Raw genomic sequence first — 14,285 nt, 5'->3', positions numbered from 1 at the left:
ATTAATCGTAAGATAACAATAGAAAAGGTGGATTATGTTGAATCAAAATCGATTTGTAACTATTAACATCTTATTAACGAGCGATATACATGGTAATGTTTATCCAATTCACTATCAAAATAACTTACCAGCAGACGTGGGACTATCCAAAATTTCGACACTCATTAAAAAAGAGCGTTCTACAAATGAACATGTGATTTTAATTGATAACGGTGATTTCATCCAAGGAACTCCTTTCACTTATCATTATGCTACTTATGAAAAAGATAAAGAGAACCCAATGGCCTTATTAGCCAATTATCTAGATTATGATGCTGCAATTATCGGAAATCATGAATTTAATTACGGAATGGACATATTAAACAATGCTATTTCAACTGCCAATACCCCTTATTTATCAGCTAATATTTTAAATAAAAACAGAAAAAAACCGTATTTTGGAAAACCATATATCATAAAGCAAATTGAGCCGAATATAAAAATTGCTATTTTAGGGGTAACAACGCATTACATCCCAAATTGGGAGCAACCTCATCATATTGAAGATTTACTATTTGAAGATGCACTGGAAACAACAAAAAAGTGGGTTTCTTACATCCGCGAAAACGATAAACCTGACTTACTCGTCGTCGCTTACCATGGAGGATTTGAACGTGATTTACAAACAGGAGAACCTACTGAAGCTTTAACAGGTGAAAATCAAGGTTATGCGATGTGTCATGAAATTGATGGCATAGATATTTTACTAACAGGTCATCAACATCGAACGATTGCAAATACAAAAGTGAATGGTGTTACAATTTTACAAGTTGGCTGTAATGGACAATCGTTAGGAAAAGTGGAAGTTACATTTGAAAGAAATAATAATGAGTGGGTTACGAAAGAATGTCATTCTGAAATACTATCTGTACAGGGGATTCAGGAAGATGAAGCTATCCTTTCACTTGTGTATGATTACGAGGATAAAACACAAAAGTGGCTTGATCAGCCTATTGGGTTTATTAATGGAGACATGCAAATTTCTGATGCTCTGCAAACACGTCTACAAGACCATCCCTTTATTGAATTTATTAATAAAATACAGATGGATGTAGCAGAAGTTTCTATTTCTTGTACAAGTTTATTTCACAATGAATCTCCTGGTTTTCCCGAACATGTCACAATGCGTAACATCGTTTCTAATTATATTTATCCAAATACATTAAAAGTTATTCGAGTGACTGGAGCAGATATAAAAGAAGCTCTTGAGCTCTCCGCCACTTATTTCGCACTAAATGTAGACGGAAATATCATTGTAAACCATGCATACTTAGAACCGAAACCGCAGCACTATAATTACGATATGTGGGAAGGAATTTCATACGTATTAAACATTTCAAAACCATTTGGCGAAAGAGTTACTTTTTTAGAATATGATGGACTTCCAATCAACATGAAGCAAGAATACGATGTCGTTATGAATAATTATCGTGCAGGTGGTGGCGGAAACTTCCTTATGTATCAAAATAAGCCCATTATAAAAGACATACCAATAGATATGTCTGAACTTATCGCTAACTATATATTGAAGCATAAAACGATAGAAGCAACAACAAATCATAACTGGAAAGTTATTAAATAGCGAATCTGTCTATTAATATCAAAAAAAGATGGGCTACGCCCATCTTTTAATTTAATTTTGCATTATCTTGCTTTTTTAAAGCTTTTAATTTCGCCGGTGTAACATCAGTGCCTTCTTCGTTAACGACTTTAATTCCTTTTAATTCGTTTAACATATTTTGACGAAATCCTTTTAAATATTGTTCACGTAGCGATTGGCGCTCACGTTGTTCTTCTTCAGTTAAGCCTTCAGCTTTTGCTTTTTTCGCTAAGAAGTTAATGCGTTCAATGAGTTCGTGACTTAGCATCTCGAATCCCCCTTCTACTCAAAACTGATTATTATCATACAATAGTTAGTCTTCTTTATCAAGCGATTGCTTTGTATATTCGACATATCTTCGATGCACAGTTGCTTTTGAAACATTATGACCGAAACCACGAAGTGTTGCTGCAATCTCTTCGAAAGTTAATTCATTCCTACGCAAACGTACAATTTCCTCAATAGGTACTTCTTTTTTCTCGCGTCCTACACTTAAATGACGATTTTTCAAATTATTCTCTGGACGAAATCCTTTCTCCACCGCTCTTTGCATGCCACGTTTAATTTTCAAATTGTGGATTTTTCTTTGATACTCCTCAACAATCCCAATTATATCTAACACCATAGAATCAGAATCCGAAAGCTGTAATTCACCATTATGCGTGTGCGTATAAACTTTTATTCCCTCTTTATGTAAACAATGCATTAATGCAATCTTCGCATTCCCTCTACCAAGGCGCGTTTCATCTTGTATAAGAAGCACATCAACTTGTTCATCTCGAATTGTATCTAGCACTTCTAATATGCCATCACGTTCAATTGTATAACCACTAGCCTGCTCTTCAATTACTTTTATAACATTCATTTGATAGCGCTCAGCTAAATGCAATAATTCATCTTTTTGACGCAATAATGATGTTTCCTGCGCTTCTTTTGTTGTGCTCACACGTGCATAAATAATTGCATTCATTTTGAACCCCTCTTTCTCACTATATTTTCCCTCTAGTGTATCATAAATTCGCCTTCCGTTCGAACTTATGTTTGTAGAATGTTTTTTCACATGTTATACTTATTAATAAGAAAAATGAAAGAAAACGAGGTGTTAGAAAACATGGAAAAGTTAACGAAACGCCAGCAAGACATTCTCGACTTTATTAAGCTAAAAGTACAAGAAAAAGGGTATCCACCTTCCGTACGTGAAATCGGTCAAGCAGTCGGCCTTGCTTCTAGTTCTACAGTGCACGGACATTTATCACGATTAGAAGAAAAGGGATATATTCGACGCGATCCAACAAAACCACGAGCAATTGAAATTTTAGGTGAAGACCGAACGGACACTGAAACACAATCTGTTATTCAAGTTCCAATCGTCGGAAAAGTTACTGCTGGTTTACCAATTACAGCAGTTGAAAGTGTAGAAGAACACTTCCCACTTCCAGCTAGCATTGTTGCTGGAGCAGACCAAGTGTTTATGTTACGTATTTCTGGGGACAGTATGATTGAAGCTGGTATTTTTGATGGTGATTTAGTCGTTGTTCGCCAACAACAGTCTGCATACAATGGTGAAATTGTAGTTGCCTTAACCGAAGACAATGAAGCAACTGTTAAACGTTTCTATAAAGAAAAAGACCATTTCCGTCTTCAACCGGAAAACTCTTCATTAGAACCTATCATTTTAAAACAAGTGTCAGTTATCGGAAAAGTAATTGGCGTATATCGCGATTTACATTAAAAATAATAAAAAGAAGATAATTACCTTATTTATATAAGTAATTATCTTCTTTTTGTATTTTGATAGATTTCCGTACATTCTATTCCTTATTTACGAGCTTCAATCGTAACATCTCCGGCAGAAGTTTTCCCACTAATCTTTGTACTTCCATTACCAATTGTTATATTTTTATTTTCCTCATTAAAAATTGTCACGTCTCCAGCAGTGCTTCGCCCGGTTATAACTGCGTCTTTCGGTTTTTCCAATAAAGTAATATCTACATCACCAGCAGTTGAGCTTGCCTCTAGATCATATTTAGAATCATGATCAATAACATCCACATCACCACTAGCTGTTTTTGCTGTTACTTTCCCAATCACTTTCTTTACATTCACGCTACCAGCTTTTGAAGATCCATCTACACTCTTAGCAGTTATATGTCCCAGATCCACATCTCCACCAAGTGTCCCAGCACTTACGTAGTCACTTTTCACATCACTTATTTCTATTTGCCCAGCGGATGAATTTACTTTTATCTCTTGATAAGAACGTTCAGGTATAAATATAGTCAATATAGGCGTTTGAAAATTGAAAGTAAAAAATGAGAAATCAAATGAAACACCTTTCTCTATTTCTCCTTGAATCTTTAATGTGTCACCATCCTCAGCTATACGAATCTTCTGTTTACGTAAATCTCCTGATTGCTTTACATAAAAAGAGGAATCAGGAGATTTTTGGACAACAATATCTCCTGCATCTAACTTAACTTCTACATTTTTTAGCGTTTCATTTTTAATTACGTCTTCTTTATTTCCTTTTTCTGCAGTTTGTACTGCTTTTTCATATGTTTGTGAAATCCCTATTACTCCAATAATGATACAAGCGATAGCTACTAATAATAGTTTTTTCATCATTTACTCCCCTTTTATCATTTTGAAGTTCCATATTACATATCGTACGCATAATCTTTTAAACCACTTCGTACTATAAAAAGCTACAATACATAACAACAAACCAACTCCAACAAACGTGATACTAACGAATAAATCAATCCATAAAAAAGTGCCCATAAACACTTTTAGAATAACAAAAAATGGTGTCACTACACTAGAAATCCCCGCAACCCAAAGAGAAAATATAGTAGCAATAATTGCAATTAATGGGCCTAACACAATAATAAAATTAAACAAACTAAGTCCAATCGCCGCCATGACAGCTCTTGTCACATTTGAAGTCGATGGATCTTTTTTCATTTCATCAAAGCGATACATCGCTAATAATTCTTTTGCAATCACTTTCGGAGAACCAAGTCCTTTTATTATTTCCGATTCAGTTTTCCCCTCTTCTACCCCAAACTGAAAGTGCTCTTCATAATCGAATAAAATGTCTTTCCTCTCTTCTTCCGGTAACTTTCTAAGCTGATTCGATAATTCCCGAAGGAACTGTTCTTTATTCATCCCAATTCACCCCTTCAATAATTTCTTGTACGCCTTTCGCAAAATCACGCCACTCTGTTACTAATAAATGAAGTTGCGTCTCACCTTGCTCAGTTAGTTCATAATATTTACGGGGCGGCCCTTCCGTAGATTCTTTTAAATATGTTTGAAAATATCCCTCTTTCGTTAAACGACGCAATAACGGATATACTGATCCTTCTGATATTAAAAACTTATTAGAGATTTGTTGAACTAGTTCATAGCCATAACAATCTTTACGTTTTACAAGAGCCAATACACACAGTTCTAACACACCTTTTTTAAACTGAACGTTCAAGGACAATCCTCCTTCCTTATTTTAGTACTGTTTAATACACGGTACTTGATTTATCCATAATATACCACTTAGTACTGTTCATTGCAAGGTACTGAACTATATTTATCCCCTAAATTTAGAAAATGCACAAATGAAAGCCCGAATAAGACCCTGTTGTAACAGGCCATTATTCGGGCTTTCATTCAATTTTAATTACATTAATACAAGACTTCATTCACTTTTTCTCCTCTAAGAACCAACTTCCATTTGTGAGCCCAATAAATTTCGAAACACACCTTTTCTCTCTTTAGCCAATTGATTAAATTCACCTTTTTGAACAATTTCACCTTTTCCTAAAACAATAACTTGATCTGCATTATGTATCGTACATAAACGATGCGCAATAACAATAATAGTCATCGTTCCTTTCAATCTTTCTTATGCTGATTGAATTTTCACTTCATTTTCAGTATCTAACGCACTAGTAGCTTCATCTAATATTAAAATGGACGGTTTCCTTAAAATTGCACGCGCTAGTACAAGTCGTTGGCGTTCACCACCTGAAAGCCTCACTCCACGATCTCCAATAAGAGTATCAAGCCCTTTTGGAAGCATTCGCTACAATTTACTGTAAATAAATGACGAAAAAGCCCTGATACCGTAGTATCAGGGCTTTTTTCTCTCTTAGTATAGAGACATATATTGATCGCGTTCCCATTGGTGAACTTGCGTTCTAAATATATCCTCTGAATTCATCAAGTTTTAAATTGAACCAGAAACACTGATTTATCAAGGTTTTATAAAAGTGATGTTTCCTAGTGATTCATCACTTTTTTTATTTTTGTGGGTGAATTGTGGGTGGGTTTGTGGGTGCCCCCCACAAAATAAAACAAACATAAATAGGTTAGGCTTGTTTTATTTTTTCATCTGTTCTTTCCTATTTAAAATATCCTCTAAAAAAATTCGTTACAGTTCAATAATTTTTCACAATTGAACAAGGCAAGATGTTGTCATCATCCTGCCTTGTTTATTTTATCTACTTTACTGCTTATTGATTATTTATTTCTTTAATAACTGATGGGGGTAATTTTTTTATTTATTAGATTCCTGTACCATGTTCTGAATATGAAATAATATTCTCTTGTTTCAGTGTAGGTGCTGCACTTTTTTCAATACTAGGACTATTTAAACCAAACGATAATACTGCAATACCGATTAAACCCATTAATGTAATTTTAATCTTTTTCATTTTAAACGCCCCTTTTCTTTTAATAAAGTTCTCGCTTCATGGCTTGAGTGATAATACTCACACGCCTTATCCTTTGCACCCACATTATACCATTTACCTGCTAATAGTTCGGTATAAATTTGAATGTCTTTCCACAATTCTTGTTCTTTAAAATACGAAAGCGATCCATTTACAATTTCTTCCAACTTCTCTATAGATTCATTATTATTTATACACTCCAAAATATTTAAGTGATAACTATATTCTTGATTACAATCCTTCAAGCCCTCTTTAATATAAAAAGTTGCATCATTATGCTGTTTTAATTTAATATGTTCCCGAGCCAATAGGAATATTACCCTTCTTTGATAATGCAATTTTGTATGTTGACACGCTTTATATACTTCTTCTAAATGACGTATAGCTGAATCTGATAAGTTTTGTTCGGCATACAGTACGCCTAAATTACTACGAACTTTTAAAACTAGCGATTGTTCATCAAGTTTTTGAAACATATTTAGAGCAGAAATTAGATATTCCTCTGCTAATTCAAATTGTTCTAAAGTAATACAAGCCATACCTAATGTATTTTCACACGCTCCCTTTTTAGTCTCATAGCCTTCATGGCTTGAAAAATAATCGAGAGCCTTTGTAGCATAATTAATAGCTAAAGTAGGTTGTGAAATATAATATTTATATAGCGCAACACGATAATTGTACTCTGCTTTTTCTTTTTCATCGGACATCATATCTAATAAATCACTTGCAGATTCAAGATGTTTTTCTGCACTATTGTAGTTTCCAACTTCTGTTGCATAAATAAATTTAAAGAAGTGATAGTAATATTTTAGTAAACCATCTGGCATACCTTTTATGTATTCTAACCCTTCTAGCCCTTTTTCAAAATTCCCCTTTAACATTTGATACCTAAATCTTAACAGGGAGTAATAAATAAAAGAATCTGCATTTTCTTTAACCTTATTAAATATATTATCTGCTTCAATTTTTAAAATACTTGCCTTCTCTATATGCTGAGCAAGCATTTCGTGATACCATTCTTCTAATAGCTCATACCCCTTGCTAGTAGTAGAAATTTTTGTTTCCATTTAAATCCCCCTTTTCTAAGAGTATTATCTAAATATTATAACAAATCACCCTATCAAAACGCATATCATAACAATTACTATTTATTGATAAATTTTTATCTGATTATTCAGTTTATATTTAATTATAACACCATCATTCACTTTGAAAAAGAAGCTTCTTTTTCATTTGAATTTATGAAAATACAATGTTTACACCCTTGGTATGAAGTTGATATGATTTATTTAGTTTAAGGGGACGATAATATGAAGGTTATAAGATCTATATTTAACGGATTTCGATTAATAAGTAAAATCATAAATCCTATATTAAAAGCATTGTCTAAAAGTAAATTCTAAACATCTTAACAATAAAAAAAGCCGAATCTTTAATTGGAATCGGCTTTTTTATTTTATGGTACCTCTACATATGTTGAACTAGCTGTAATATAGAAGATACTACATTTAGAGTTTTTCACTTTATATTGCGGTGAACCATTCACCAATACTTTATCAATAATTGTAAACCCTAATCCTGCATCAACTGTACCTACAACATCTTTATTCTACCATGATGGGGATTCATAGAAACGTAAATTGGTCCACTCTAGAAATAACCCTTTTACCAGCTACAGTAGAAATTTCCGTCCCATTGTAACGGATGTATGAGGAATCATAATAAATCCATTGGTTACCACCAAGATTTAACCAGTTTCCTAATTTCCCCCATACAGCAACAAGAATAACACTATACCTAGGAAAACATTAAAGAAGCTGATTCCGTAGCTCACTGGGTACCAAAATGTTTTATTTCTTTAGTTCGCTCTTTTTACAGTGACTCAAAGACAATTCAAGAACTGTGGAAGGTCGTAAGACAGTGTAATAAAATCGTTAACCATACGACGGGTGATAAAGCATTCACTAAAGACCAGGAGCTTACTATCGGCTTACAAGCTATCAAAGAGTTTGTTATGAAAATTAAATCTGGAGCAAAAATGAAGAAGGGTAAATTCGCTTATTTCAACGGGATTGTAAACAACTTAATGGACAAGTTCTACTTTGATAAAGAGTTTATGAGAGCGTAAAAAAAGCTCCCAAACATCGATGAACCAATAAGGGGGTTTTTTAAAAAGCATATGGAGCGGGATTTTCTACAACCGTCATACATTTTTTCATATTGTTAAAACACTCAAAATTTCTCTTAAGGATGGAAAATCTTTATATCTTATTTATATAATTTATGTTACGGTATAATATGTTAATTAATTACAATATTTTCTAAAAGGAGGATACATAATAAAAGCAAAGAAACTAGTAAGTTTAGCACTTCCAATCATGTTATTAGGGGGTTGCGGAACAGACAAAGCAGACAGCGAAGAAAAGAAAGCAGACGTGAAAGTAGAACAAAAGTCAGATGATAAATCAGTGAAAGTAAAAGCCGATAAAGACGTAAAAGAAACGAAATCAGTAAAAGCAGATGATAAACAAGCAGAAGAGTATGTATCTACTGTCCTACATTTCATGCAGGATCCTGGTAAACCTCAGTATTCTTCAGAGGAACGTTCAGCGTTACTAAAAGAAAACTGTAAAAAGTTAAAAGAATTAACTCCTCCTTCTAGCTTTGTAGAAGAACACAAACAGTTAGTTACAGCAATAGACATTTTAGAAGACTCATTTAAAATGGAAGAAGCAGGTAAGACTGAATTAGCGAATGCGGTGTCGAAGGGTGCTATTGACCAATTCGATAATACACTTAAACAGATTGAAGCAAAAGCAGAAACTATGGGATTATTTAACACATCTAAACAAAAGTAGAATCTAAGTAAGAGGGGTAGTCAATCATGAAAGCAAAGAAACTCGTAACGTTAGCAATTCCAGTTATGTTATTAGTAGGTTGTGGGACAGATAAAGTAGACTCAAAAGCAAAGGATAAAGTAGAGTCTAAAGCAGAAACAAAAGAGAAGTTATCGAAAGACATTTATCCAGTACGTATGACTAGCTTATCATCTGAGTTAATGGGGAAAATCACGAATATAGTAGAAGTAGCAATGAATAAAGAAAAGGATGAGAAGACTTTAAAGAAAGAAGTCCTAAAACAAGAATCTGAGTTACAAACAATCATTGCTAAGTTTGATAAAATTGAACCACCAAAAGAGTATGCAGAATCACATAAAGACATACTAAAAGCAGTTGATTGTTATAGTACAGCTTACTCAAAACAAGCTAAGTATTTTAAAGCAAACGAGAAGGATATAGACCCTGATAAGAAACAGGAAATCACGGAGTTAATCGAACGAGGTAATAAGTATTGGATATCAGGATTCCAACCTGTTCAAGACGAAACATCTAGAGTAGACGCTGTAAATGCAAATAAAGCTGTAAAGGATAAACAGAGTGCATTGGGTAATACAAACCCTGACACAATAAAAAGAACAGATGATGCTCCTAAGTCAAACGATGTATCTAATTTAGAAGAAGTTACGAAGTATAAGCAAGACATCATAGACAGTTCGAATGCAATAGCAGATACAATGCACTCAATTGAAGGAATAGCAGGTTCAGACATCAAGGCTTATATACAGAAGAAAGGTGAAATCCAACTAAGTGTAGGTGGAGCAAAAGCAAATGCTAAGAAACTAAAGGACTTGAAAGCACCTTCTGGATTTGAGGGAGAACAAAACAAGATAAAACAATCCATGCAATACTATGAAGATGCTTTCCAACTTCTATTTGATGCAATAGAGCAAGAAGACCAAGCTAAACTTCATCAGTCAATGGGTAAAACACATATAGGTGCAAAGATATTTGATGAAGCAATAAAGGGTATTGCAGATAAATCACAACAATAAAGGGGTATATGTAAATGAAACGTAAATTGTTAGCTTTAGCAATTCCAATGTTATTAGTAACTGGGGTAGGTTGTGAATCAAACGATAAGAAAGTAGACAGTAAAGTTGAAGCTAAACAAGAAAAGAAAACAGACTATAAGATGGATTTAGCTTATCTGATGAAAGATATATCAGAACAGTCTATAGTCATGAATGACGTATTAATGAGTAAGAAACCAGTGGAAGAAAAGAAGAAAGAATTTGATGAAGTTTCTAAGGAGTTACTTGCAATATCTGACAAAGCAAAGAAATTAGAACCTGGTAAAAAGTATAAAGACGTACAAGAAACTATGAATACAGGTATGGGTTTATTAGAAGAATCCCTTAAATTAATTGGAGACGGATTAGAATTAAAAGACCGAAATTTAATGACTCAAGGGAATGAAACAGTAATAAAGGCTTCTAAGAAGATAACAGAAGCACATCAGATGTTGAAAGACATGGGAGAAAGTTATTAAACTTATAAGGAGGTGAACAGAATGCAAACTTATGGTTGGTGGGATTTATTCACAGAAGGTTGGATGGGTAAATAATTAAATAGACAAGTAAACTTGTAGACTGGTAGTTTAACTAATAAGACTGTCAGTCTATGAGTTTTCAAATAGAAAATAGGGATAGAAATAAAGCGAAAGGCACTAACACTTGCTATCGTATTTGTTATTCCAACATTTAGTCTTTTTCTTATATTATTCGCTATTTACTACATAATTAAATCTCTTACAACTAAAACATACTTAGTGAAGAATGTAGCAACTGGAGAGAAGTTTCATGTGGATAAACAAGACTTCAAACAGTACAAGAAGAATTTCAAGAAGACAGAAAAACAAGGTGGAAACAAAAGAAATGGAAATCATCTATCAAGAAATAGGTACAAAAATAGATGAAATTATACCTGGGGAATGGAACGAGATTTATCTATACGCTGAATTATCAGAATATTCAACAGAAGCGTATTTCTTCTTTACTACTCCTAAAAAAGATGGTTTTATTTATTCTAATAATATTCCAAAAGTATATGATGTAGATGAGGGGATTTATGATGACTTATTATTCGAACTATACGATGCATTAGAGAAATTACGTGAAGAATTTAAGGAAAACGAACAAGAATTATGGACAAACTTAACATTAATTCTATATGATTCAGGAAAATTCAAAATAGAATATGATTATACAGATGTGTTATCCCCTGAACATAACCCTACAGAAAGGGAAATAATATGGAAATACAAATATCTTGGTATTACTCCCGATAATGAAAATGATAAGGTTCGTTTAGCGAATTATCTTAAAAATATAGAAGATAAATAATATTGATAATTGTGTTTCATGTTACCCTCTATGAATTAACATTCATAGAGGGGTTTTTTATAAGATTCAATGGTTAAAGATAAATAATTCTCATACTTAATTATATTTCCTTTATTATGCAGCCAATTCATAAGAGCCGGCTATTAATCATTTCGCAAAAACATAAGCTGAATTTGCTGTAATGTAGAAAGTTTGCTCAAGTGAATTATGTACTTTATATTGCGACGAACCATTAACATATACCCTTGCATCAATAGTAAACCCTAATCCTACATCTACAGAACCGGCTCCATCTTTATCCTGTCAAGATGGAGATAGTGCAGACATAAGCTGGCCTATACCAAAATATAATATCTACCCTAAAGGAGAATAAATATACTTAGAAAGAGGTTTTTATATGTGGAAAAATCTAATTTTAGAAATTGAAAAGATAGAGAAAAGCTTTAACGATAAACTGAATACACCTGCAACAGATACTGAAGTTCATAGATTAAGAGACCGCGTGAAAGAGAAATTTAATGTTGACTTACCGAGTGAATATGAGGAGTTTCTTAAAACTATAAATGGGTTAGATTTTAATGGACTGGTGATTTATGAAGTTGATCCTTCTTTACTAGACACAGAAAGGGACGAACTAATTAGTGGGCTTATAGACACAAATGGGATTTGGTATGAAAATGAATTTCAAAAAGAGTATCTTTTCTTTGGAGATTCAAATATTGCGTGGTTTTGTAAAAACTTATCTGATGGTACTTATTTAGAACTTGATAAACCATCTGGAACAGTGATGAACACATATAATGATTTCAATACAATGCTTGAAGAAGCATTGAAAACAGCACTTCTTTAATATGGGGTATCAATATGAATAAGGTTACTTGGATTGGAATAAGTAAAAAAAGCCGTCATAATGACGGCTCTTGTTTTTACTTAATAGTTACATGTTCCTCACGAATCCAACGATTACCACCAATATCTATTGCGTCGCCAACTCTTCCCCAAATACGATAAGGAGTAGAACCGTCAATATTTCCAACATGGTTAATACATTCTGGCTCACTATGAACTGCAATCCCCCAACCTACAGGATATTTAGAATGCGCATAGAACCATTTCACATCAAAATGTTTTAGGTAAGCCCACTGCTTTTCATTCCCAAGGCAGATCATGTCTTTTTCTCCACCACCCCAGTATCCTTTCTGGATTAAGTAAGGGATTTTTTGTGTGATACGTCCAGCAAAAATAGGATCAGCAGGATTTTCATATAGATTCACACCATAACCATCATCACATTTATTATAACAAATGAGAGGCAGGAAAATTATGATATATCAAAATGAGAAGATTCGTAGAAAAAAAGCATTAATCAGTGCCAAAAAAGTCTTTAGCCAATTTTCAAATTTAGAACTTATTGAATTTGAAAATCCCGATTCTGAATGGATAAAACTGTTCGACACAGCATTGAAACAGTTTCGTAATATAGACTCTAATCCAACATTTCACATTCCTATTGGTGATGTTAAAAGTAAGTATATTTTATGGATTGAAAGTTCTTTAGGTTCTTTAAGTTTTTCAAATCATAAAACAGAATATTTTATATTAGTTCCTAATTGTTTAGAGCCGGTATGGGCAAATGTTAGAATATTGAATTTCACAAAATCTATTGAGGAACTTTGGGACATTTCTGAAACTAATGAATTTATAATTGCTGATAAGAGTACAGGGCAAATTGCACAAATATTTTCTGAAGAAGAATGTTATGAAATTCACTTTAAGCGCTGCAACACAGACCTAATTGACTCTTAAAAAAATTAATTTGTAAATTAATATTAGTATTAGGAATTTAAGCCTTGATTAGCTAAATGTTTTTCAAACTTTCTGAATAGATGAGTATAGCAACTTGTGTAAAGTGATTGAGCAAGCAGTAAAAAATATGTTATACAAAAGAGCACCCCTTAATTAGTGAGTGCTCTTTTGTAACTCCTACTTCACATATACAAAGGCTTCATTTGCTGTTACATAGTATGTTTTACCTTTGTTGTTGTGTACTTTTGAAACCACCTATTACTTAATAATTACATGTTCCTCACGAATCCAACGATTACCACCAATATCAATATGCCCATCTTGTCTATTAAACAATTGATATGGCTTACTTCCATCCACAAAACCAGTGTCATTGCCGTTCGGTCCATCGTAAGTTCGGATTTGATACCCTGACCAATATTTAGTGTATGCATAGAACCATTGGACATCAAAATGTTTTAGGTAAGCCCACTGTTTTTCATTTCCAAGGCAGATCATATTTTTTTCTCCACCACCCCAGTATCCTTTATGGATTAAGTAAGGGATTTTTTGTGTAATACGTCCTGCAAAAATAGGATCAGCAGGATTTTCATATAGATTCACACCATAACCATCATCGTATTTAGATGTTGCATGTCCAATTCCCTCTTTTTGAATAGGCTGAATTGGATCAATTGGGTTAATTGGATTTAGTTCATTACCACCAATAAACCAAGATAATGGCTTGTCTCCATTTAGAACATTTAAGTCAACTTTTCCTACACCATCAAGCCAACCGCCTGTTTCTCCATCTGCATATTGCCATAGATCACACGCATAGGCAGGTTTATTACTTCCATAACGAGGGATCCATAAAAAGTCTGCTTTC

The 14,285-nt window shown here is 33.3% G+C and carries 15 protein-coding genes and 8 pseudogenes; 10 read left to right on the top strand and 13 right to left on the bottom strand.

The annotated features are described in order from the left end of the window. Window positions 1-37: 37 nt before the first annotated feature. Window positions 38-1,621 carry a bifunctional metallophosphatase/5'-nucleotidase gene (locus U860_RS0107450; RefSeq protein ID WP_025148014.1) on the top strand — a complete coding sequence of 528 codons (1,584 nt, stop codon included), beginning with the start codon at window positions 38-40 and terminating at the stop codon, window positions 1,619-1,621. Window positions 1,622-1,667: 46 nt separating this feature from the next. Here the strand turns inward: U860_RS0107450 and U860_RS0107445 are convergent, their stop codons facing one another. Both U860_RS0107445 and U860_RS0107440 read right to left on the bottom strand, forming a co-directional pair. Beyond that, a complete protein-coding gene (locus tag U860_RS0107445; RefSeq protein WP_025148013.1) occupies window positions 1,668-1,907 on the bottom strand; it encodes a DUF896 domain-containing protein in 240 nt (79 codons plus the stop codon). Window positions 1,908-1,952: 45 nt separating this feature from the next. After that, window positions 1,953-2,609 (bottom strand): recombinase family protein, encoded by a 657-nt coding sequence (locus U860_RS0107440; RefSeq protein WP_025148012.1) that lies wholly within the window; start codon window positions 2,607-2,609, stop codon window positions 1,953-1,955. A gap of 141 nt (window positions 2,610-2,750) precedes the next feature. On the opposite strand from U860_RS0107440, the gene lexA reads away from it, so the two are divergent. Further along, window positions 2,751-3,371 carry a transcriptional repressor LexA gene (lexA, locus tag U860_RS0107435; RefSeq protein ID WP_025148011.1) on the top strand — a complete coding sequence of 207 codons (621 nt, stop codon included), beginning with the start codon at window positions 2,751-2,753 and terminating at the stop codon, window positions 3,369-3,371. An 86-nt stretch (window positions 3,372-3,457) separates the two neighbouring features. On the opposite strand, the gene U860_RS0107430 is transcribed toward lexA, so the two are convergent. The 7 genes and pseudogenes from U860_RS0107430 to U860_RS36800 all read right to left on the bottom strand — a co-directional run. Beyond that, complete coding sequence (locus U860_RS0107430) at window positions 3,458-4,264, bottom strand: DUF4097 family beta strand repeat-containing protein (protein ID WP_025148010.1); 807 nt, start codon at window positions 4,262-4,264, stop codon at window positions 3,458-3,460. Then, window positions 4,265-4,807: a DUF1700 domain-containing protein gene (locus tag U860_RS0107425; RefSeq protein ID WP_025148009.1), complete on the bottom strand. Its 543-nt coding sequence runs from the start codon at window positions 4,805-4,807 to the stop codon at window positions 4,265-4,267. Continuing rightward, entirely contained in the window at window positions 4,800-5,123 is a 324-nt protein-coding gene (locus U860_RS0107420) for a PadR family transcriptional regulator (RefSeq protein WP_025148008.1), read from the bottom strand. The genes U860_RS0107425 and U860_RS0107420 overlap by 8 nt, the downstream gene beginning before the upstream one ends. A gap of 228 nt (window positions 5,124-5,351) precedes the next feature. Next, a pseudogene (locus U860_RS32950) lies at window positions 5,352-5,720 on the bottom strand (ATP-binding cassette domain-containing protein); the annotation flags it as partial. Window positions 5,721-6,201: 481 nt separating this feature from the next. Next, window positions 6,202-6,351, bottom strand: a complete 150-nt coding sequence (locus U860_RS32945) for a Phr family secreted Rap phosphatase inhibitor (RefSeq protein ID WP_000721300.1) — start codon at window positions 6,349-6,351, stop codon at window positions 6,202-6,204. Then, a complete protein-coding gene (locus U860_RS0107400) occupies window positions 6,348-7,436 on the bottom strand; it encodes a tetratricopeptide repeat protein (protein ID WP_025148007.1) in 1,089 nt (362 codons plus the stop codon). The genes U860_RS32945 and U860_RS0107400 overlap by 4 nt, the downstream gene beginning before the upstream one ends. Before the next feature lie 389 nt (window positions 7,437-7,825). Next, window positions 7,826-8,144: pseudogene (locus U860_RS36800) on the bottom strand (N-acetylmuramoyl-L-alanine amidase); the annotation flags it as partial. A 26-nt stretch (window positions 8,145-8,170) separates the two neighbouring features. On the opposite strand from U860_RS36800, the pseudogene U860_RS0107395 reads away from it, so the two are divergent. From U860_RS0107395 to U860_RS0107375, 6 genes and pseudogenes are all read left to right on the top strand, one after another. Then, window positions 8,171-8,497, top strand: a pseudogene (locus tag U860_RS0107395) (helix-turn-helix domain-containing protein); the annotation flags it as partial. A 250-nt stretch (window positions 8,498-8,747) separates the two neighbouring features. Next, entirely contained in the window at window positions 8,748-9,227 is a 480-nt protein-coding gene (locus tag U860_RS0107390; protein ID WP_025148006.1) for a hypothetical protein, read from the top strand. Window positions 9,228-9,253: 26 nt separating this feature from the next. Continuing rightward, on the top strand, window positions 9,254-10,261 hold the full coding sequence (locus U860_RS0107385; RefSeq protein ID WP_025148005.1) for a hypothetical protein: 1,008 nt from the start codon (window positions 9,254-9,256) through the stop codon (window positions 10,259-10,261). 14 nt (window positions 10,262-10,275) lie between these two features. Further along, on the top strand, window positions 10,276-10,758 hold the full coding sequence (locus U860_RS0107380) for a hypothetical protein (RefSeq protein WP_025148004.1): 483 nt from the start codon (window positions 10,276-10,278) through the stop codon (window positions 10,756-10,758). Between the two features lie 177 nt (window positions 10,759-10,935). Next, window positions 10,936-11,184 (top strand): annotated as a pseudogene (locus U860_RS36980) (hypothetical protein); the annotation flags it as partial. After that, window positions 11,129-11,611, top strand: coding sequence for an antitoxin YezG family protein (locus U860_RS0107375; protein ID WP_025148003.1), 483 nt, complete (start codon window positions 11,129-11,131; stop codon window positions 11,609-11,611). The pseudogene U860_RS36980 and the gene U860_RS0107375, both read left to right, overlap by 56 nt. Window positions 11,612-11,758: 147 nt before the next feature. Here the strand turns inward: U860_RS0107375 and U860_RS36975 are convergent. Next, window positions 11,759-11,926, bottom strand: a pseudogene (locus tag U860_RS36975) (N-acetylmuramoyl-L-alanine amidase); the annotation flags it as partial. Window positions 11,927-12,008: 82 nt separating this feature from the next. On the opposite strand from U860_RS36975, the gene U860_RS0107370 reads away from it, so the two are divergent. Next, window positions 12,009-12,461, top strand: coding sequence for a YrhA family protein (locus tag U860_RS0107370; protein WP_025148002.1), 453 nt, complete (start codon window positions 12,009-12,011; stop codon window positions 12,459-12,461). A gap of 76 nt (window positions 12,462-12,537) precedes the next feature. Here U860_RS0107370 and U860_RS0107365 read toward each other — a convergent pair. After that, window positions 12,538-12,909, bottom strand: a pseudogene (locus U860_RS0107365) (N-acetylmuramoyl-L-alanine amidase); the annotation flags it as partial. A 25-nt stretch (window positions 12,910-12,934) separates the two neighbouring features. Between U860_RS0107365 and U860_RS0107360 the strand changes: the two are divergent. After that, window positions 12,935-13,417, top strand: a complete 483-nt coding sequence (locus tag U860_RS0107360; RefSeq protein WP_002192948.1) for a hypothetical protein — start codon at window positions 12,935-12,937, stop codon at window positions 13,415-13,417. A 177-nt stretch (window positions 13,418-13,594) separates the two neighbouring features. Here U860_RS0107360 and U860_RS36300 read toward each other — a convergent pair. Further along, a pseudogene (locus U860_RS36300) lies at window positions 13,595-13,663 on the bottom strand (N-acetylmuramoyl-L-alanine amidase); the annotation flags it as partial. Between the two features lie 12 nt (window positions 13,664-13,675). Further along, window positions 13,676-14,285, bottom strand: a pseudogene (locus U860_RS0107355) (N-acetylmuramoyl-L-alanine amidase); the annotation flags it as partial.

Origin of the sequence: Bacillus sp. H1a (assembly GCF_000633475.1) — a bacterium.
Taxonomy (GTDB): Bacteria; Bacillota; Bacilli; order Bacillales; family Bacillaceae_G; genus Bacillus_A; species Bacillus_A paramycoides.
Note: the sequence above shows the minus strand (reverse complement) of the source record. Positions and strands in the feature narration are given on the sequence as shown.

Bases quoted from the DNA above. Each gene is read 5' to 3' on its own strand.
- U860_RS0107445 (WP_025148013.1), bottom strand. From the start codon at position 1,907: ATGCTAAGTCACGAACTCATTGAACGCATTAACTTCTTAGCGAAAAAA.
- U860_RS0107360 (WP_002192948.1), top strand. From the start codon at position 12,935: ATGATATATCAAAATGAGAAGATTCGTAGAAAAAAAGCATTAATCAGT.
- U860_RS0107430 (WP_025148010.1), bottom strand. From the start codon at position 4,264: ATGATGAAAAAACTATTATTAGTAGCTATCGCTTGTATCATTATTGGA.
- U860_RS32945 (WP_000721300.1), bottom strand. From the start codon at position 6,351: ATGAAAAAGATTAAAATTACATTAATGGGTTTAATCGGTATTGCAGTA.
- U860_RS0107370 (WP_025148002.1), top strand. From the start codon at position 12,009: ATGTGGAAAAATCTAATTTTAGAAATTGAAAAGATAGAGAAAAGCTTT.
- U860_RS0107440 (WP_025148012.1), bottom strand. From the start codon at position 2,609: ATGAATGCAATTATTTATGCACGTGTGAGCACAACAAAAGAAGCGCAG.
- U860_RS0107390 (WP_025148006.1), top strand. From the start codon at position 8,748: ATGTTATTAGGGGGTTGCGGAACAGACAAAGCAGACAGCGAAGAAAAG.
- lexA (WP_025148011.1), top strand. From the start codon at position 2,751: ATGGAAAAGTTAACGAAACGCCAGCAAGACATTCTCGACTTTATTAAG.
- U860_RS0107385 (WP_025148005.1), top strand. From the start codon at position 9,254: ATGAAAGCAAAGAAACTCGTAACGTTAGCAATTCCAGTTATGTTATTA.
- U860_RS0107380 (WP_025148004.1), top strand. From the start codon at position 10,276: ATGAAACGTAAATTGTTAGCTTTAGCAATTCCAATGTTATTAGTAACT.
- U860_RS0107425 (WP_025148009.1), bottom strand. From the start codon at position 4,807: ATGAATAAAGAACAGTTCCTTCGGGAATTATCGAATCAGCTTAGAAAG.
- U860_RS0107400 (WP_025148007.1), bottom strand. From the start codon at position 7,436: ATGGAAACAAAAATTTCTACTACTAGCAAGGGGTATGAGCTATTAGAA.